Source organism: Microbacterium sp. 69-10, assembly GCF_001897945.1.
Taxonomy (GTDB): Bacteria; Actinomycetota; Actinomycetes; order Actinomycetales; family Microbacteriaceae; genus Microbacterium.
This window is the reverse complement of the sequence record NZ_MKRT01000024.1, coordinates 356496-374458: the sequence shown is the minus strand read 5'-3', so window position 1 is coordinate 374458 and position 17963 is coordinate 356496. Positions and strand designations below refer to the sequence as shown.

Here is a 17963-nt window from a genome sequence, read left to right as displayed (position 1 = left end):
GTCTCGATGATCGGCAGACCGGTCATCGAGCCGGCACCGAGCTCGTCGGACAGCTTCGCGCAGCGCTCGAGCAGACGGGAGTGCAGGTAGAACACGTCACCCGGGTAGGCCTCGCGCCCCGGCGGGCGGCGCAGCAGCAGCGACACGGCGCGGTACGCCTCGGCCTGCTTGGACAGGTCGTCGAAGACGATCAGCACGTGCTTGCCGTCGTACATCCAGTGCTGGCCGATGGCCGAGCCGGTGTACGGGGCGAGGTACTTGAAGCCGGCGGGGTCGGAGGCGGGAGCGGCCACGATGGTGGTGTACTCCAGCGCACCGGCGTCCTCGAGCGCGCCCTTCACCGAGGCGATGGTCGAGCCCTTCTGGCCGATCGCGACGTAGATGCAGCGAACCTGCTTGTTGACGTCGCCGGACTCCCAGTTGGCCTTCTGGTTGATGATCGTGTCGATCGCCAGTGCCGTCTTGCCGGTCTGGCGGTCGCCGATGATCAGCTGGCGCTGGCCGCGGCCGACGGGGATCATGGCGTCGATCGCCTTGACACCGGTCTGCATCGGCTCGTGCACCGACTTGCGCTGCATGACGCCGGGCGCCTGCAGCTCGAGCTCGCGCACGCCGTCCGTCGCGATGGCGCCGAGGCCGTCGATCGGGTTGCCGAGCGGGTCGACCACGCGGCCCAGGTAGCCGTCGCCGACCGGGACCGAGAGCACTTCGCCGGTGCGGGTCACTTCCTGGCCGGCCTCGATGCCGGTGAAGTCGCCGAGGACGACCACGCCGATCTCGTGCTCGTCGAGGTTCAGCGCCAGGCCCTTGGTGCCGTCCGCGAACGTGACGAGCTCGTTGGCCATGACGCCGGGCAGCCCCTCGACGTGCGCGATGCCGTCGGCTGCGTCGATGACGGTGCCGACCTCGGTCGCGACGGCGCCAGTGGGCTCGTAGGCGGCTGCGAAGTTCTTCAGCGCGTCACGGATGACGTCGGGGCTGATCGATAGTTCTGCCATTGTCTTCCCTTTGTGTGTCTGGTGTGCGCGGTTCCCCGCGTCAGTCTGTGTCAGCTCGCGAGCTTCTGACGGAGCTCGGCGAGTCGGGCGGAGATGCTGCCGTCGATGACGTCATCGGCGATCTGCACGCGCAGGCCGCCTACGACGGTGGGGTCGATCACCTGGTTCACGGAGATCTCCCCGCCGTAACGGCGTGCCAGAGCGTCACGGAGACGCGTCTCCTGCGCAGCGGCGATCGGTGCGGCCGTGTAGACGGTCGCGACCGTGCGGCCGGCCTGCGCGGAGACGATGTCGATGGCCCGGCTCAGAAGCTGACGGACGCGGCGCTCGCGCGGCAGGCGCACCAGCGAAGCGGCGATCAGCACGGTCGCAGCGGAGGCCGAGGAGCCCAGCACGTTCTCGACGAGTGCGGCCTTCGCCGCGGAGTCGCCGAGGCGGCTGCCGAGCGCGAGCTCGAACTCCGGGTTCGCGGCGACGACGCGCGAGAACTCGAAGAGCTCGCCGGCGACGTCGTCCTTCGCGGAGGCGATGGCCGCAGCGCGGATCGCGAGCTCCTCGACACCGTCGATGAGATCGGATGCACTGGACCAGCGCTCACCGGCGACGGTGTCCAGCAGCGCGCGGACCGGAGCGGATGCCCCGGCGAACACGCTGGAGACCAGCGCCGAGCGCGCCTGAGCAGACGCCGTGGGGTCGGCCAGCGCGCCGCTCAGCTGAGCCGAGTCCCCGAGCGCACGGGCGGCTGCGAACAGCTCGGCCGCACTGTCGAGGTTCAGGCCCGACGCCGCGGCAAGCGCCTGCGTGGATGCCGCGAGTGCCTGAGTGGTCGCGCTGCCCATTACTTCGCCTTCTCGAGGTCGGCGAGGAAGCGGTCCACGACGGCCGTCGCACGCGCGTCGTCGGTGAGGGTCTCCCCCACGACGCCGCCGGCGAGGTCGATCGCGAGCGTGCCGACCTCGTTGCGGAGGGACACGAACGCGGCCTGGCGCTCGGCCTCGATCTGCGTGTGCGCGGCGGTCGTGATGCGGTTCGCCTCAGCGGACGCGGCATCCTTCGCCTCGGCGACGATCTTCTTGCCGTCCTCACGGGCGGCGTCGCGGATCTGTCCGGCCTCGGTGCGCGCCTCGGCGAGCTGACGGGTGTACTCGTCGAGCGCGGCCTCGGCCTGCTTCTGAGCCTCATCAGCCTTGGCGATGTTGCCTTCGATGGCCGCGGAGCGCTCATCGAGCATCGCCGTGAGCTTGGGAAGGGCGACCTTCCAGACCACGATGAGGATGATGAGGAACCACAGCGCCGACCAGACGATGTCGTACCAGGCAGGGATCAGGGGGTTGGGTTCCTCTGATGCTGCCAGGTTCGTGACAAGAGCGTTCAGCATCCTGTCTCCTTCAGAAGTCGCTGCGGTTTACGGGAAGGGGATGAATCCGACGGCGATGCCGACGAATGCAAGCGCCTCGGTGAAGGCGATACCGATCCACATCAGGACCTGCAGGCGACCTGCGAGCTCGGGCTGGCGGGCGACACCCTCGATCGTCTTGCCGACGACGATGCCCACGCCGATGGCCGGGCCGATGGCGGCGAGGCCGTAGCCGACTGCCGCGAGGTTGCCGTTGACTGCTGCGAGAACCGTAGTTGCGTCCACGGGGTTTTCCTTTCGATTTTGGTCAGCAGATGCTGACCCGTTCAGTGCTCTTCTGCGACCGCGAGCTGGATGTAGATCGCGGTGAGGACGGTGAAGACGTAGGACTGCAGGACGACGACGAGGATCTCGAAGATCGTGAACGCGCCGCCGAAGGCGAGGGTTCCGACGCCGAGCGCGGCCCAGCCGCCGCCTGCGGTGAACATGAAGAATGCGGTGGCCGAGAAGCAGAGCACGAGGATCATGTGCCCGACGACCAGGTTCATCATCAGTCGGAGAGTGAGCGTGACCGGGCGGATGATGAAGGTGGAGATGAACTCCAGCGGCGTGACGATGATGTACACCGGCCACGGCACACCGGACGGGAAGAGCGAGTTCTTCCAGAAGCCGAGAGGGCTCTTCTTCATGCCCGCGTAGATGAACGTCACGTAGCTGATCACCGCGAGCGTGAGCGGCACGGCGATGATCGCGGTACCCGGCATGTTCAGGACCGGGATGATGCCCGTGATGTTCATGAACAGGATCATGAAGAAGATCGTGACCAGCAGCGGTGCGAACCGCTCGCCGTCCTTGCGGCCGAGCAGGTCGTGCGCGATGCCGTTGCGGACGAAGCCGATCCCCATCTCGACGAGGCTCTGGAAGCGGCCGGGGACGACCTTCATCCGGCGCGTGCCGAGCCACATGAACAGCACGACGGCGATCACCGAGAGGAACTGGATCAGGTGGATCCGGTGAACCGGAACACCGAAGACCTCGAACAGGATCGGCGGGAAGAAGTCGCCCATCGAGGGACCATGGAACTCACCATCACCGGCGAATGGACGAAGGATCATTGTCGCAACGGGATTCAACAGCGCGGGCTCCAGCTTCGGGTCACCGGTCGGAACCGGGGCGACGAGGGACGGTGTGCATCACAGCGCAAGCGCTCGCGAAACGAGCGGCGGGCACTGTTCAACACTATCAGATGTCGCCGGGCTGCTTTGGCGCACCGGGCGCCCCCTGGGCGTCGTCACCGTCGTCTTCGGGGTTCGTCGTCGGGAGGTCGATGTCGCTGACGTTCGGGAGTCGCATCTTCGTGAGGACGATGACATCCACGATCAGAGTCATCGCGATGCCGGCGACCAGAGCGAGGAAGAAGACGAGGGGGTCGATCCACGGCTGCTCGCGCAGCACGAGCATGAGCACCACGAACAGTCCGAGCTTTACCAGCCAGCCACCCAGCACGATCGCGAAGAAGAACTGCACGTACAGGGGGTCTCCGAACCAGCGGTTCGCGAACAGGATGCTGCCCGCCGTGATCCCGAGGAAGATGAACGAGAGGAGCACGCCGATCAGCCCGCTCCACAGCCCGTCGGTGCCCGCGACGGCGAAGCCGATGCCGGCGGCGATCAGGGCCAGCACCGCGGCCGCGACGGCGGACAGGATCAGAGTGCGGCGAAGGATGGGCGTGCTGGACACGGGGCTCGGGGTCATCGGGGCTCCAGGGGCTTCGTGGCTTCAAGGGTCTGCGGTTCGCCTTCGGACGGCTCGTCCGTGCGCGGGCTGTGCCGCGAGGGCATCCGGGTGACCACGAGGCAGGCGGCGGCGCCGACCACGCCGAACACGATGCCGCCGACGTAACCGCCCGGCCAGTCCTGGCGCGTCCCGATGTACATCAGGAGCACCGCCAGCGAGATCACGGCGGTCCAGGCGTAGAACACCAGCACGGCGTCGCGGTCACGGTGGCCGAGGTCCAGCATCCGGTGATGCAGGTGCTTGCGGTCCGGGGCGAAGGGCGACTTGCCCGCCCGCATGCGCCGGAACACCGCCAGGCCGAAGTCCAGCAGCGGCAGCATCACGATCACCAGCGGGAGGACGATCGGGATGAAGGCTCCCAGCAGTTGCGAGCGCCCGAACTTCGCGGGGTCGAAGGCGTTCACATCGCCCTGGGTGGTCACGGCGATCGCCGAGGTGGCCATCAGCAGGCCGAGCACGAGTGCGCCGGAGTCGCCCATGAAGATCTTGGCGGGGCTCCAGTTGAACGGCAGGAAGCCCAGGCAGGCGCCGATGAGGACGGCGGCGAGGAAGGTGGCGAGGTTGAAGTAGCTGGTGGCACCGGAGTCGCGGGTGAGGATGTACGAGTACACGAAGAAGATGCCGTTCGCGATGAGGCACACCCCCGCGACGAGCCCGTCGAGCCCGTCGATGAAGTTCACCGCGTTCATGACCACCACGATCGCCACCATCGTGATCGCGATGCTGAGCCAGGGCGAGACGAGCACCATGGTGCCGATCGGCAGGGACAGGATCTGCAGACCGCCCCATGCTGTGATGATGCCGGCGGCGAGGAACTGCGCGGCCAGCTTGATCATCCAGTCCAGATCCCAGAGATCATCGATCACGCCGACGACGGCGATCAGCGCGGCTGCGGCGAGGATCGCCCACAGCGTCTGCGGCGGCGACCACATCCGCTCGAAGAAGGGGTTCGCTGCGGATATCAGGATCGCGATCGCGATGCCGATGAACATCGCCACGCCGCCCAGTCGCGGCTTCGGGGTCTTGTGCACGTCCCGTTCACGGATGCCGGGGTAGAGCTTGAACTTCATGCTCAAGCGCCACACCGCCCACGTCAGCGCGAAGGTGATCGACGCCGTGAGGATGAGTGTGAACAGATACTGCTTCACTCTTCGTCTACCGGACTTCCCGCGTCCCCTGCCGACGCGGCGTCCACGGCCGGGACGGAGTCCGCGGCGGGGGCGGCGTCGGGAACATGGCCCGAGACAGTCTCGTCGGGCTTCTCGGCGGGCTCGAGCAGGTCGCCGAGGACCTCTTCGAGCTGCTCGCGGGTGATCGCGCCCTGGCGCAGAATCCGCACGGCAGGGGTCTCCCCCTCCTCGGTGCCCACCAGCGAGGTGGCATCCACGATGGTCGAGGGGATGCCGTTCTCGCTGTAGCCCTCCTCGAGGTACACCGCGACGGAGTCGCCCAGCATCTCCTGGGCGTCGGAGGCGATGATCGCGGCGTCGTGGCCGGTGAGGTTCGCACTCGACACGGCGAGCGGGCCGGTCTCGGCGAGCAGCTCGAGGGCGACACGGCGGTCGGGCATGCGCACGGCGACCGTGCCCTTGGTCTCCCCCAGGTCCCAGGTCAGCGACGGCTGCGCGGGCAGCACGATGGTCAGGCCGCCGGGCCAGAACGCGTCGATGAGCTTCTGCACGGCGTCCGGCACGGATTCCACCAGAGCCGCCATCATCTCCGGCCCGGCGACGAGGACGGGCGGCGGCATCTCGCGGCCGCGGCCCTTCGCGTCGAGGAGCCGCTGGACGGCGGCCGGGGAGAACGCGTCGGCGGCGATGCCGTAGACGGTGTCGGTGGGGAGGACGACGAGCTCGCCGCGGGCGATCGCCTGACGGGCGTGACGCATGCCGGCGAGGATCTGGGCGTCGTCGCGGCAATCGAAGACAGTTGACATGGCGTGCTCATTCTACGGGGATGGTCTGTCGGTCCGCCGTGGACGGCGGATCCGGGTTCCGGGAGCCTCAGCGACTCAGCGCGGTGGTGGCCCGATCGCGCCTGGTCAGGTCCTCGTGCGTCGCCGCGGCGCGCCATCCGTCGACCTCCAGCAGAGACCGGATCGACGCGCCCTGCAGCTCGCCGTGCTCCAGCACCAGCAGCCCGCCCGGATGCAGCAGCTCCTGCGCTCTCCTGCTGATCACCCGCACCACGTCGAGCCCGTCCGCGCCGCCGTAGAGCGCCTGCGCGGGATCGTGCAGGCGCACCTCCGGGTCGCGCGGGATCGCGTCGTCCGGCACGTAGGGGGGATTGGAGATCACGACGGACGCCGTGCCGCGCAGCTCATCGAACGCCGTGGCGAGATCGCCGAGCACGAGCGTCAGGTTCGCGGCATCCGCGGTGTTCCTCGCGGCCCAGGCGTGCGCCTCGGGTGAGCGCTCGACGGCGAACACACGCGCGTGCGGCACCTCGGTGGCCATCGCCAGAGCGATCGCACCGCTGCCCGTGCCCAGGTCGATCGCGACGGGAGCGGGCGACGCGCTCTCCATCAGCGCGTCGATCGCGATCTGCACCACCGTCTCGGTCTCCGGCCGCGGCACGAAGACGCCCGGTCCCACGGCGAGCTCCAGGTGCCGGAACGCGGCGACGCCGGTGAGATGCTGCAGGGGCTCCCTGGCTGCGCGCCGCGCGACGAGGGCGTCCAGCCGAGCGGCATCCGCGTCCTCCAGCCCGTCACCGCGGACGACCGCGGCCTGCAGCTCACCGCGCCCGAGGCCCAGGACGTGGCCGATCAGCAGCTCGGCATCCACCAGCGGGTCCGGGACACCGGCGTCGGCGAGCTGCTGGGCGACGGCGCGCAGGCGCGCGGAGAGGATGTCGGGCATCTCTCCAGCGTAGGCGTCGGACGCGCTCGGACACATTCGGCGAGGGCCGGGGATGCGGGTCGTAGGCTGAGCACGCTGATCACTCCGACATCCTTCGACGAAAGGCCCGCCATGACCGGCATCCACTCCGACATCACCACAGCATTCGGCAACACCCCGCTGGTGCGTCTGAATCGCGTCACCGAGGGCCTCGACGCGACCGTGCTCGCGAAGCTGGAGTTCTACAACCCGGCCTCCAGCGTCAAGGACCGGATCGGGATCGCCATGGTCGACGCCGCCGAGGCGTCGGGCCAGCTCAAGCCCGGCGGCACGATCCTCGAGGCCACCAGCGGGAACACCGGCATCGCGCTCGCGATGGTGGGCGCTGCGCGCGGCTACAAGGTGATCCTGACCATGCCCGCGTCCATGTCGAAGGAGCGCCGCGTGCTGCTGCGCGCGTTCGGCGCCGAGATCGTGCTCACCGACCCCACGAAGGGCATGTCGGGATCCATCGAGGCGCTGAAGGAGATCCTCGCCGAGAACCCGGACGCCGTGTGGGCGCGCCAGTTCGAGAACGAGGCGAACCCCCGGATCCACCGCGAGACCACCGCGCAGGAGATCCTGCGCGACACCGACGGGAGCATCGACATCCTGGTCGCGGGCGTCGGCACCGGTGGCACCGTCACCGGAGTCGGTCAGGCGCTGAAGGCCGTGAAGCCCGACGTGCAGGTGATCGCGGTCGAGCCCAAGGACTCCCCCGTGCTCAGCGAGGGTCACCCCGGACCGCACAAGATCCAGGGCATCGGCCCGAACTTCGTCCCGCCGGTGCTCGACCGCGACGTGATCGACGAGGTCTACCCGGTGGAGTTCGAGGACTCGCTGCGCACCGCACGCGACCTCGCCGCCAAGGAGGGACTGCTCGTGGGCATGTCCGCCGGCGCTGCCGTGTGGGCGGCGCTGAACGTCGCCCGCCGGCCCGAGAACGCCGGCAAGACCATCGTCGCGGTCGTCCCCGACACCGGGGAGCGCTACATCTCGACCGCGCTGTTCGAGGACCTGCGCGACCAGCCGAAGGACTGAGATGGGCATGATCGGGCGGCTGCGCGAGGACGTCGCAGCCGCACGCAGGCGCGACCCGGCGGCGCGCTCCGGACTCGAGGTGGCACTGCTGTACCCGGGGCTGCACGCCATCTGGGCGCACAGAGTATGGCATGCGCTGTGGCGGCGCGGCATCCGCTTCCCCGCCCGGATGGGCTCGCAGGTGTCGCGCTGGCTGACCGGCATCGAGATCCATCCGGGTGCGCGCATCGGCCGGCGCTTCTTCATCGACCACGGCATGGGCGTCGTGATCGGCGAGACCGCGGAGGTCGGCGACGATGTGATGCTGTACCACGGCGTCACGCTGGGCGGCCGCACGCGGGATCACGGCAAGCGGCATCCCACGCTGGAGGACGGCGTCGCCGTCGGCGCCGGCGCGAAGATCCTCGGCCCGGTGCGCATCGGGGCGCGCTCGGTCATCGGGGCGAACGCCGTGGTGACCCGAGACGCCCCGCCCGACAGCGTGCTGGTGGGCATCCCTGCGAAGGCCCGGCCGCGCGACGCGGATGAGAGCGTGCGCGCACTGCTGTCCGCACCCGACTACTCGATCTGAGCGCCGCGCGCCGATGCCGGGTCAGGAGGCGTCGGAGCCGACGGCGGCGAGCCGCTCGGCCTCGTCGGCCTCGATGCAGGACTCGATGATCGGCTCGAGTGCGCCGTCCATCACCTGGTCCAGGTTGTACGCCTTGTACCCGGTGCGGTGATCCGCGATGCGGTTCTCCGGGAAGTTGTAGGTGCGGATCCGCTCGGAGCGGTCCATGCCGCGGATCTGCGAGCGACGGGCATCGGATGCCGCAGCCGCCAGCTCCTCCTGCTGGCGGGCCAGCAGCCGGGCGCGCAGCACGCGCATGCCGGCCTCGCGGTTCTGCAGCTGCGACTTCTCGTTCTGCATGGACACCACGATGCCGGTCGGCACGTGCGTGATGCGCACCGCGGAGTCGGTGGTGTTCACGGACTGCCCGCCGGGGCCGGACGAGCGGTAGACGTCGATCTTCAGATCGTTCGGATCGATCTGGATCTCCTCCGGCTCGTCGACCTCGGGGAAGACCAGCACGCCGGTGGTCGAGGTGTGGATGCGCCCCTGCGACTCGGTCGCCGGCACACGCTGCACGCGGTGCACGCCGCCCTCATACTTCAGGTGCGCCCAGACGCCCTGCGAGGGATCGCTGGAGGACCCCTTGATCGCCACCTGCACGTCCTTGTAGCCGCCGAGGTCGGACTCGTTCCGCTCGAGCAGCTCGGTCTTCCAGCCGCGGTGCGCGGCGTACTGGATGTACATCCGCAGCAGGTCGGCGGCGAACAGCGCCGACTCGGCGCCGCCCTCCCCCGCCTTGATCTCCATGATCACGTCGCGAGCGTCGTCCGGATCGCGAGGGATCAGCAGCCTGCGCAGCTTCTCCTGCGCGGCGTGCAGGCCCGCCTCCAGCTCCGGGACCTCATCGGCGAAGGCCTCGTCCTCACGGGCGAGCTCACGGGCGGCCTCCAGGTCCTCGCCTGCGGCGACCCACGCCTCGTGCGCGGCGACGATCTTCGAGAGCTCGGCGTAGCGGCGGTTGACGCGCTTCGCCCGCGCGGCGTCGGCGTGCACCGCCGGGTCGGAGAGCTCCTCCTGCACCCGGCGATGCTCGTCGATCAGAGCCTGGACGGACTCGAACACAGATCAGTCCCGACTGCAGCTCAGCGGATGTTGTTCTCGTGCGCGTGCGAGGAGCCGGTCGAGGTGGGCGCCGGGATCGACTTCTGCATCTGGAACAGGAACTCGACGTTCGAGCTCGTCTCCTTCAGCTTGCCGAGCACGACCTCCAGGGCCTGCTGCGGGTCCAGGCCCGCGAGGGCGCGGCGCAGCTTCCAGGTGATCTTCACCTCGTCGGCCGAGAGCAGCATCTCCTCGCGGCGGGTGCTGGACGCGTTGACGTCCACCGCCGGGAAGATCCGCTTGTCGGCCAGGGCGCGCGACAGGCGCAGCTCGCTGTTGCCGGTGCCCTTGAACTCCTCGAAGATGACCTCGTCCATCTTGGAACCGGTCTCCACGAGAGCGGTCGCGAGGATGGTCAGCGAACCGCCGTTCTCGATGTTGCGCGCCGCGCCGAAGAAGCGCTTCGGCGGGTACAGCGCGGAGGCGTCGACGCCACCGGTCAGCACGCGCCCGGAGGCGGGCGCCGAGATGTTGTACGCGCGGCCCAGTCGGGTGATCGAGTCGAGCAGCACGACCACGTCGCGGCCCAGCTCCACCAGGCGCTTGGCGCGCTCGATGGCGAGCTCGGCGACCGTGGTGTGGTCCTCGGCGGGGCGGTCGAAGGTGGAGGCGATGACCTCGCCCTTCACCGTGCGCTGCATGTCGGTGACCTCTTCGGGGCGCTCGTCGACGAGCACGACCATGAGGTGCACCTCGGGGTTGTTCTGCGCGATCGCGTTCGCGATCTGCTGCAGCACGATCGTCTTGCCGGCCTTGGGCGGCGCGACGATCAGGCCGCGCTGACCCTTGCCGATCGGTGCGACCAGGTCGATGATGCGCTGCGTCAGCTTCTCCGGTGCCGTCTCCAGGCGCAGGCGCTCCTGCGGGTACAGCGGGGTGAGCTTGCCGAACTCGACGCGGTTGCCCGCGTCCTCGGGCGAGAGGCCGTTGATGGAGTCGACCTTGACCAGGGCGTTGTACTTCTGACGGCCCTGCTGCTCGCCCTCACGCGGCTGCTTGATGGCGCCGACGATCGCGTCGCCCTTGCGCAGGTTGTACTTCTTGACCTGTCCGAGCGAGACGTAGACGTCGCTGGCGCCAGCGAGGTAGCCGGTGGTGCGCACGAACGCGTAGTTGTCGAGCACGTCGAGGATGCCCGCGACCGGGATCAGCACGTCGTCCTCGCCGATCTCGGTCTCGAACTCGTCGGCGTTCTGGTTCGCGCCGCCGCGGCGCTTGTTGCGCTGACGCGTGCGACCGGAGCCCTGCTCGTCGTCGCCGTAGGCGTCGTCCTGCTGGCCTCCGCGGTTGTTCTGGCCGCCGTTCTGACCACTCTGGTTGTTCTGGGTGCCCTCGCCCTTGCCGCCGCGACCGCGGCTGCGGCTCCGGCTGCGGCTCCGGCTGCGACCGGAGCCCTCACCGTCGGTCTGCTCGCCGTCGGCGGACGCGCCCTGCTCGCCCTGTGCGGACTCGACGGACGCGGACTCGGCGGGCTTGTCGCCGGATGCCTCGGATGCGGCGCCCTCGGCCGCATCGGCGGCCTTCGAGCCGCGACGCCCGCGTGCGGGGCGCTTGGCCGGTGCGGCCGACTCATCGGATGCTGCGGCGTCCGCGGCCTCTGCCGGGGCGGCGGACTGCTCGGCGGCGGACTCGGCGGGAGCAGCGGCCTCCTCCGTCACCGCCTTGCCCGCGGCGCGCGACGCGCGCTTGCGGACGGGCTTCGCCGGCGCCTCGTCTGCGGCGGGCGTCTCGGCGTCGGGGATGTCGAGCGTCTCGGCATCCGCCTTCTTGGCACGGGTGCGACGCGCCGCCTTCGGCTTCTCCTCGGCGGCGGGAGCCGCCTCGGATGCCGGCGCGGCCGGCGCCTCGGTAACCGCGGCCGGCGCCTCAGCCGCAGCAGTGGCGGATGCCGTGGTGGCGCGGCGCGGAGCGCGCTTGCGCACCGGAGCAGCCTCGGAAGCCGGCGCCTCAGCGGTCGGCTGGTCGTTCTGGGTCTCGGAGAAGGTCTCCACGAGTACTCCCTCATATGTCGTGGGAAATGAGCAATCCAGATGTGCGCAGCGGAAGCTGCGCGTTTCACACGCGCCGACGCAGAAGAGCGTCTGCCTGCCAGAACCTGGATGGTGCTGGGGATCGCGTGCGGATTTCGCAGAAGTGCGATGGGGCGAGATTCACGAAGTTACGTGGAGCCCTCCGCTCGATCCCTAACTGTACCACCACGCACGTCGACGGCGAGCATGTGCGCGTCCCACGGAGTGTCCGTGACGGCATCCGCCACCTCGACTGCGCGCTGGCGCGTGCCAGGACCGTCCGCGAGCACCAGCACGCTCGGCCCCGCACCGGACACGACGGCTGCGAAGCCCTCGGCTCGCAGCGCCTGCACCAGTCGGAGTGTCTCCGGCATCGCGGCGCCGCGGTAGTCCTGGTGCAGCCGGTCGGCGGTGGCGTCCAGCATCAGCTCGGGGCTCTGCGTCAGCGCCGCCACCAGCAGCGCGGATCGCGAGACGTTGAACACGGCGTCCTCGCGCGGAACGTGCGGCGGCTGCAGCGAGCGCGCGAGCGAGGTCGACATGGTGAACCCGGGCACGAACACGAGCGGCGCGACGCCGCGATGCACGAGCAGCTTCTTGTGCTGCGGTCCGCGCTCACCCATCCAGGCGATCGTCAGGCCGCCGAAGAGCGCCGGAGCGACGTTGTCGGGGTGCCCCTCCAGCTCGGTGGCCAGGCGCAGCAGCGCCTCGTCGTCGAGGTCGACGTCTCCCGCCAGCAGGCCCTTGGCGATGAGGATGCCTGCGGTGACCGCCGCACCGGACGACCCCAGGCCGCGCCCGTGCGGGACGCCGTTGAGGGCGTGGATGCGCAGTCCAGGCATCCGCCGCCCGGCGTCGGCGTAGACGTGCGCGATGGTGCGGACGACGAGGTTGCTCGTGTCCGTGGGGATCTCGGCGGCGCCCGATCCCTCCACCTCGATCTCCAGGCGGTCGTCGTCGAAGGACGACGCCGTGAGCGTGTCGTAGATGCTGAGCGCGAGGCCCAGGGTGTCGAAACCGGGGCCGAGGTTCGCGCTGGTGGCCGGCACCGTCACGATGACCGTGCGCAGCGCGCCCTCGACGGCGTGCGCCTCGGAGACGACGGGCTCCATGTCCGCCGGCACGAGGGTGACGGTCATGCTCACTCCCCTTCGACGCGCAGCACCGAGACGACGTTCTCGACGACGTCGCTGGCCGTGAGCCGCTCGACGGCCGCGCTCAGCGCACTGTCCGCCGCGCGGTGCGTTCCGATGATCAGGCGCGCTGTGCTGCGCTGCTCCCCCTCGATCGCGGGGATCGCGGTCTGCACGAGCGTCGCCACCGAGACGCCGCCCTCGCTGAGGAGGCCGGCGATCGAGGCCAGCACGCCCGACTGGTCGGCGACCTCGAGCGTGATCTGGTAGCGAGTCACGACGTGGCCGATCGAGACGATCGGCAGGTTCGCCCTGGTCGACTCGCCGACCCCGGTGCCGCCGGCCATATGGCGCCGGGCGGCGGAGACGACGTCACCGAGCACGGCGGATGCGGTCTGCATCCCGCCCGCTCCCGCGCCGTAGAACATCAGGGAGCCGGCCGCCTCGGCCTCGACGAAGACCGCGTTGTTCGCGCCGTGCACGGAGGCCAGCGGATGCGAGCGCGGCACGAGCGCGGGATACACGCGCACCGAGATCGACTCGCCGTCCTCGGTGGTCAGCCGCTCGCAGACGGCGAGCAGCTTGATCACGAAGCCGGCCTCGCGGGCCTCCTCGATCATGTCGGCGGTGATGGTCGTGATGCCCTCGCGGTGCACGGCATCCAGCGGGACCGTGGTGTGGAAGGCGAGGGATGCCAGGATCGCCGCCTTCTGCGCGGCGTCGTAGCCCTCGACGTCGGCCGTCGGGTCGGCCTCGGCGTAGCCCAGGCGCTGCGCGTCGGCGAGCACGTCGGCGAAGTCGGCGCCCTCGCTGTCCATGCGGTCGAGGATGTAGTTCGTGGTGCCGTTGACGATGCCCATGATCCGCACCACGCGGTCGCCGGCGAGCGAGTCGCGCAGCGGGCGGATGATCGGGATCGCGCCCGCAGCGGCCGCCTCGTAGTACACCGAGGCGCCGACGCGGTCGGCGGCCTCGAACACCTCGGGGCCGTGGGTGGCCAGCAGCGCCTTGTTGGCGGTGACCACGTCGGCGCCCGAGCCCAGACCCAGGAGGATGTGCGAGCGGGCCGGCTCGATGCCGCCCATCAGCTCGATGACGATGTCGGCGCTCGTGATCAGCGCCTCGGGGTCGGTGGTGTACAGCTCACGGGGCAGCTCGACGTCGCGCGGCGCATCGGGGTTGCGCACCGCGATGCCCGCCAGCTCCAGCCGCGCACCTGCGCGGTCGGCGAGCTCGTCGCCGTGCTTGAGCAGCAGGGACGCCACCTGCGAGCCCACGGCTCCGGCACCCAGCAGTGCCACACGAAGTCGTCGGTAATCAGTCATCAGCGCTCCTCAGCACATCGGGGTCGTCGGGTGTCGGGCGCGGGACGCGCGCCCGACGTCTGCAGGGGCCTCACCGCTCGATGCCGGCGTCGCGGGCGAGCAGGTCGTCCAGGGTCTCGCCGCGCACGATCACCCGGGACTCCCCGTCGCGCACGGCGACGATCGGCGGGCGGGCGATGTGGTTGTAGTTGCTCGACAGCGGCGCGCAGTACGCCCCGGTCGACGGCACGGCCAGCAGGTCGCCGGGGGCGACGTCGCCCGGAAGGTACTCGTGGTCGACGACGATGTCGCCGGACTCGCAGTGCTTGCCGACCACCCGCACCAGCACCGGTGCGTCCTCGCCGGCGCGCGACGCCAGACGCGCGGAGTACTGCGCGCCGTACAGCGCGGGGCGGGCGTTGTCGCTCATCCCGCCGTCCACGCTCACGTAGCGCCGCTCCCCCTGCTCGAGGGCGACGTCCTTGATGGTGCCGACCTCGTAGAGCGTGATGCCGGCGTTGCCGACGATGGCCCGGCCGGGTTCGAAGGACAGCGCGGGGATGCGGATGCCGCGCGCCGCGCATCCCTCCGCCACCGCATCCACGATGCCCTGCGCGAGGGCCTCGATGGGCTCCGGGGTGTCGACGCGGGTGTAGGCGATCCCGAAGCCGCCGCCGAGGTTCAGCTGCGGGATGTCCCCGCCCGCCAGCAGCTCCTGGTGCAGGTCGAGGACGCGGGCCGCCGACTCGCGGAACCCGGCCACGCCGAAGATCTGCGACCCGATGTGGCAGTGCAGACCGGAGAACTCCAGGCCCTCGATCTCGCGGATGCGGGCGACGAGCCCGGGTGCGAGGGAGAGCGGGGTGCCGAACTTCTGGTCCTCGTGCGCGGTGGCGAGGAAGTCGTGCGTCTCCGCGTGCACGCCGCTGTTGACGCGCAGCATGACGCGCTGAGTTGTCCCGGTGCGCGAGACGATCGCGGCGAGCCGCTCGATCTCGATCTCGCTGTCGATGATGATCGTGCCGATTCCGACCTGGATGGCGCGCTCCAGCTCGGGCACGGACTTGTTGTTGCCGTGGAAGCCAAGCCGGCCCGCATCGGCTCCCGCGGCCAGTGCGACCTCGAGCTCACCGCCGGTGCAGACGTCGACGTTCAGGCCCTCGTCCGTCACCCATCGCACGATGGAGGTGTTCAGCAGTGCCTTGCCCGCGTAGTACACGCGCGCGCTGGTCCCTTGCGCCTCGGCCGCGGTGTCGAAGGCGGAGCGGATGGCCGCGGCGCGACGCCGCACCTCGCCCTCGTCGATCACCTGCAGCGGCGTGCCGTACGTGCGGGCCAGCAGCCCGGCCTCGACTCCCCCGATGATCAGCTCGCCGTCCGCGTCGCGGTGGGCGGATGCCGGCCAGATCGCGGGCACAAGGTCATTGGCGTCCTCGGGGACGGCCAGCCATTCGGGAGCGGGCGATGAGACAGCTGAATGCACAGAGCACCAATCGTGGGCGGGACCTCGGGCGGGGAGCGCACGACGAGGCTGCCCCGATTCTAGGTCATCTGCGCAACCCCCTCCGCTTGTGTTCCCTGGCATGACTATGGTGGCCGGATGAGCCGACGAACCGATTCCCCACGTCCCAGCGCGTTCGCCAGGGCCTCCACCGCGGTCATCGCACGTGCGCTGCGATGGCGTCTGGTCCGGGCCGCTCTGCGCTACTCGGGGCGCAGAGGCCCGGTGCTCGCGGATGCGGTGACCTACCGCGCCCTGTTCAGCGTGTTCGCCGCCGTCCTGCTGGCCTTCTCTGCGGCTGCACTGTGGCTCTCGCGGGACGACGCCGCATGGGATGCCGTCGTCCACGCGGTCGCCACCGCGGTGCCGGGGCTGATCCGCACGTCCGGCGGCCAAGGCATCGTCGATCTCGATGAGATCCGCGCTCCCGCCGGCCTGTCGGTCGCCGGGATCGTCTCGCTGGCGGGCCTGATCGGAGCGGCGCTCGGCGCGATCAGCTCGCTGCGCGTCTCGGTGAGGTCGATGGCGGGAACGACGCACGACGACGTCGCCTGGTACCTGGTCATCGCACGCAACATCCTGCTCGCGCTGATCATCGCGGTCACCTTCGCCGGTGCGGCCGCCCTGACACTGGCGGGCGAGTTCGTGGTCGGCTGGCTCGCGGGTCTCCTCGGCCTGTCGGCGAAGTCCGCCGCAGTCCTGTGGACGGTGCGGATCGTGTCGCTCGTCATCGTGCTCGCGCTCAACGCGGTGCTCATCGCCGCGGCGTTCCGGATGCTGTCCGGTGTGCGGGCCTCGGCGCGCTCCCTCTGGTCCGGCGCCGTGCTCGGCGGAGTCGCGCTGCTGGTGCTGCAGGAGCTGTCCGGACTGTTCGTCGGCGGCGCCAGGGCCAACCCCCTGCTCGCGTCGTTCGCGTCGCTGCTGGCGCTGCTGCTGTGGCTGAACCTGTCGACGCAGGTGATCCTGCTGGCGAGCGCGTTCATCGTCGTGTCGGTGCACGAGGAGCACGACCGGGTGGCGGCCAGGTTCGGAGCGACGACGCTCGCCGACGCCGCCGTGCGACTCGCCGAGGAGGACGTGCGCATCGCGACCGAGGCGCTGCGGGCGGCGCGCGCCGATGCGGAGCGTGCCGCGCCCTGACGCCGCTCAGCGCGGGCAGGCGCCGTTCTCGAGCAGCGCGGGGTCCGTGGCGATGCGGCCGTCGGCGCTGATGTCGGCGACCGCGCTGGTGCCCTCGATGTGCAGGCCGGTGAGGGTGATGCCGGACGGCAGGTGCTCGGCGATGCAGATGCGCTGCGGCGCAGCCAGCTGCGCGCCGAGGCCACCGAGCATCCCGGAGAGCCGCTTCAGGTCGATCTCAGCGCCACCGAGAGTCGCGGAGACGGGCGTGAGCAGCAGGTCGCCGTCCTGGGCGCCTGGGGTGACCGTCAGGCCGACCGGGATCTCGCGTCCGAGCACACTGAGCTCGCCCTGCACGGTGGCATCCGGTGCCGCCAGCACGACCCCGGTGATCGGCAGCTGCGAGTTCTTCAGCAGCGTCGCGAACTGACTCTGATCGATGGCGACGGTGCCCTTCGCCGAGCCCAGGGCGCCGCCCCGGATCGGCACACCCGTCGCGGTCACCTGCGCGGAGCCGGTGATCCCGCCGATCGTGACCCGCTTCGAGGACAGCTGCAGCTCGTCCAGCGTCCCCGAGATCAGCTGCGGGAGCAGCACGCCGGACGCCTCCACGTCGAGCTGCTGATCGGCCGGCAGCTTCAGCTCCTCGACGACCAGCGAGCGGACGATCCCAGGCAGCACGGCACGCGCCACCAGTTCGGCGGCGACGAGCAGAGCGGCGATCACCGCGACGACGATCAGCAGCGCCCAGGGCCAGCGCGCACGCCGACGGCGCACGTCCGGTCCTGTCGCCGCCGCCGTCATGTCACATCCGCTCGGGTGCGGAGACGCCCAGCAGCGCCAGGCCGTTGCGCAGCACCTGGCCTGCGGCGTCGTTCAGCCAGAGGCGCGTGCGATGGACCGTCTCGATCGGGTCGTCGCCCTTGGGGATCACCCGGCAGTTGTCGTACCAGCGGTGATACAGGCCGGCGAGCTCCTCGAGGTAGCGCGCGATGCGATGCGGCTCGCGCACCTCCGCCGCGAACGCGACGATGCGCGGGAACTCCTGCAGCGCACCCAGCAGCGCACCCTCGGTCTCGTGCACCAGCAGCTCCGGGGCGAACTCCGAGCG

Annotated in this window: 19 protein-coding genes; 3 read left to right on the top strand and 16 right to left on the bottom strand. The window is 70.2% G+C overall.

Annotation, left to right across the window (positions count from 1 at the left end; genetic code table 11):
• From atpA to prmC, 9 genes are all read right to left on the bottom strand, one after another.
• Positions 1 to 998: F0F1 ATP synthase subunit alpha (gene atpA / locus BGN97_RS12885; RefSeq protein ID WP_292702168.1), on the bottom strand; the 998-nt coding region annotated here is incomplete at its 3' end.
• A gap of 50 nt (positions 999 to 1048) precedes the next feature.
• Positions 1049 to 1837 (bottom strand): F0F1 ATP synthase subunit delta, encoded by a 789-nt coding sequence (locus tag BGN97_RS12880; protein ID WP_292702166.1) that lies wholly within the window; start codon positions 1835 to 1837, stop codon positions 1049 to 1051.
• Positions 1837 to 2376: a F0F1 ATP synthase subunit B gene (locus BGN97_RS12875; protein WP_292702164.1), complete on the bottom strand. Its 540-nt coding sequence runs from the start codon at positions 2374 to 2376 to the stop codon at positions 1837 to 1839. The genes BGN97_RS12880 and BGN97_RS12875 overlap by 1 nt, the downstream gene beginning before the upstream one ends.
• A 27-nt stretch (positions 2377 to 2403) precedes the next feature.
• Positions 2404 to 2640 (bottom strand): ATP synthase F0 subunit C, encoded by a 237-nt coding sequence (atpE, locus tag BGN97_RS12870; RefSeq protein ID WP_285633314.1) that lies wholly within the window; start codon positions 2638 to 2640, stop codon positions 2404 to 2406.
• Between the two features lie 41 nt (positions 2641 to 2681).
• On the bottom strand, positions 2682 to 3422 hold the full coding sequence (atpB, locus tag BGN97_RS12865) for a F0F1 ATP synthase subunit A (RefSeq protein ID WP_292702160.1): 741 nt from the start codon (positions 3420 to 3422) through the stop codon (positions 2682 to 2684).
• 175 nt (positions 3423 to 3597) lie between these two features.
• Positions 3598 to 4110: a hypothetical protein gene (locus BGN97_RS12860; protein ID WP_292702158.1), complete on the bottom strand. Its 513-nt coding sequence runs from the start codon at positions 4108 to 4110 to the stop codon at positions 3598 to 3600.
• The gene (locus BGN97_RS12855; RefSeq protein WP_292702155.1) at positions 4107 to 5300 is read right to left on the bottom strand and encodes an MraY family glycosyltransferase; all 1194 of its coding nucleotides are present in this window, start codon (positions 5298 to 5300) and stop codon (positions 4107 to 4109) included. Before BGN97_RS12855 ends, BGN97_RS12860 begins: the two co-directional genes overlap by 4 nt.
• Entirely contained in the window at positions 5297 to 6088 is a 792-nt protein-coding gene (locus BGN97_RS12850; protein ID WP_292702152.1) for an L-threonylcarbamoyladenylate synthase, read from the bottom strand. Before BGN97_RS12850 ends, BGN97_RS12855 begins: the two co-directional genes overlap by 4 nt.
• 67 nt (positions 6089 to 6155) lie before the next feature.
• Positions 6156 to 7013 carry a peptide chain release factor N(5)-glutamine methyltransferase gene (prmC, locus tag BGN97_RS12845; RefSeq protein WP_292702149.1) on the bottom strand — a complete coding sequence of 286 codons (858 nt, stop codon included), beginning with the start codon at positions 7011 to 7013 and terminating at the stop codon, positions 6156 to 6158.
• A 111-nt stretch (positions 7014 to 7124) separates the two neighbouring features.
• Between prmC and cysK the strand changes: the two genes are divergently transcribed.
• Positions 7125 to 8072 (top strand): cysteine synthase A, encoded by a 948-nt coding sequence (cysK, locus tag BGN97_RS12840; protein ID WP_292702146.1) that lies wholly within the window; start codon positions 7125 to 7127, stop codon positions 8070 to 8072.
• Position 8073: 1 nt separating this feature from the next.
• The gene (gene epsC, locus BGN97_RS12835; protein ID WP_292702144.1) at positions 8074 to 8643 is read left to right on the top strand and encodes a serine O-acetyltransferase EpsC; all 570 of its coding nucleotides are present in this window, start codon (positions 8074 to 8076) and stop codon (positions 8641 to 8643) included.
• Positions 8644 to 8664: 21 nt separating this feature from the next.
• On the opposite strand, the gene prfA is transcribed toward epsC, so the two are convergent.
• From prfA to lysA, 5 genes are all read right to left on the bottom strand, one after another.
• A complete protein-coding gene (gene prfA / locus BGN97_RS12830) occupies positions 8665 to 9747 on the bottom strand; it encodes a peptide chain release factor 1 (protein ID WP_285633338.1) in 1083 nt (360 codons plus the stop codon).
• Between the two features lie 20 nt (positions 9748 to 9767).
• Entirely contained in the window at positions 9768 to 11777 is a 2010-nt protein-coding gene (gene rho, locus BGN97_RS12825) for a transcription termination factor Rho (protein WP_292702141.1), read from the bottom strand.
• Between the two features lie 167 nt (positions 11778 to 11944).
• Complete coding sequence (thrB, locus tag BGN97_RS12820) at positions 11945 to 12907, bottom strand: homoserine kinase (protein WP_292702210.1); 963 nt, start codon at positions 12905 to 12907, stop codon at positions 11945 to 11947.
• Between the two features lie 29 nt (positions 12908 to 12936).
• Positions 12937 to 14253 (bottom strand): homoserine dehydrogenase, encoded by a 1317-nt coding sequence (locus tag BGN97_RS12815; RefSeq protein ID WP_292702138.1) that lies wholly within the window; start codon positions 14251 to 14253, stop codon positions 12937 to 12939.
• Between the two features lie 70 nt (positions 14254 to 14323).
• The gene (gene lysA / locus BGN97_RS12810) at positions 14324 to 15715 is read right to left on the bottom strand and encodes a diaminopimelate decarboxylase (RefSeq protein WP_292702135.1); all 1392 of its coding nucleotides are present in this window, start codon (positions 15713 to 15715) and stop codon (positions 14324 to 14326) included.
• 117 nt (positions 15716 to 15832) lie between these two features.
• Between lysA and BGN97_RS12805 the strand changes: the two genes are divergently transcribed.
• Positions 15833 to 16873: a YhjD/YihY/BrkB family envelope integrity protein gene (locus BGN97_RS12805; protein ID WP_292702132.1), complete on the top strand. Its 1041-nt coding sequence runs from the start codon at positions 15833 to 15835 to the stop codon at positions 16871 to 16873.
• A 6-nt stretch (positions 16874 to 16879) separates the two neighbouring features.
• On the opposite strand, the gene BGN97_RS12800 is transcribed toward BGN97_RS12805, so the two are convergent.
• Positions 16880 to 17656 (bottom strand): DUF2993 domain-containing protein, encoded by a 777-nt coding sequence (locus BGN97_RS12800; RefSeq protein ID WP_292702129.1) that lies wholly within the window; start codon positions 17654 to 17656, stop codon positions 16880 to 16882.
• A gap of 1 nt (position 17657) precedes the next feature.
• Positions 17658 to 17963: DALR anticodon-binding domain-containing protein (locus BGN97_RS12795; protein WP_292702127.1), on the bottom strand; the 306-nt coding region annotated here is incomplete at its 5' end.

Coding starts and splice junctions, on each gene's coding strand:
- BGN97_RS12880 (WP_292702166.1), bottom strand. CDS start 1,837: ATGGGCAGCGCGACCACTCAGGCACTCGCGGCATCCACGCAGGCGCTT.
- cysK (WP_292702146.1), top strand. CDS start 7,125: ATGACCGGCATCCACTCCGACATCACCACAGCATTCGGCAACACCCCG.
- BGN97_RS12875 (WP_292702164.1), bottom strand. CDS start 2,376: ATGCTGAACGCTCTTGTCACGAACCTGGCAGCATCAGAGGAACCCAAC.
- thrB (WP_292702210.1), bottom strand. CDS start 12,907: ATGGAGCCCGTCGTCTCCGAGGCGCACGCCGTCGAGGGCGCGCTGCGC.
- epsC (WP_292702144.1), top strand. CDS start 8,074: ATGGGCATGATCGGGCGGCTGCGCGAGGACGTCGCAGCCGCACGCAGG.
- prmC (WP_292702149.1), bottom strand. CDS start 7,013: ATGCCCGACATCCTCTCCGCGCGCCTGCGCGCCGTCGCCCAGCAGCTC.
- BGN97_RS12800 (WP_292702129.1), bottom strand. CDS start 17,656: ATGACGGCGGCGGCGACAGGACCGGACGTGCGCCGTCGGCGTGCGCGC.
- BGN97_RS12860 (WP_292702158.1), bottom strand. CDS start 4,110: ATGACCCCGAGCCCCGTGTCCAGCACGCCCATCCTTCGCCGCACTCTG.
- BGN97_RS12805 (WP_292702132.1), top strand. CDS start 15,833: ATGAGCCGACGAACCGATTCCCCACGTCCCAGCGCGTTCGCCAGGGCC.
- atpB (WP_292702160.1), bottom strand. CDS start 3,422: ATGGGCGACTTCTTCCCGCCGATCCTGTTCGAGGTCTTCGGTGTTCCG.
- BGN97_RS12850 (WP_292702152.1), bottom strand. CDS start 6,088: ATGTCAACTGTCTTCGATTGCCGCGACGACGCCCAGATCCTCGCCGGC.
- BGN97_RS12815 (WP_292702138.1), bottom strand. CDS start 14,253: ATGACTGATTACCGACGACTTCGTGTGGCACTGCTGGGTGCCGGAGCC.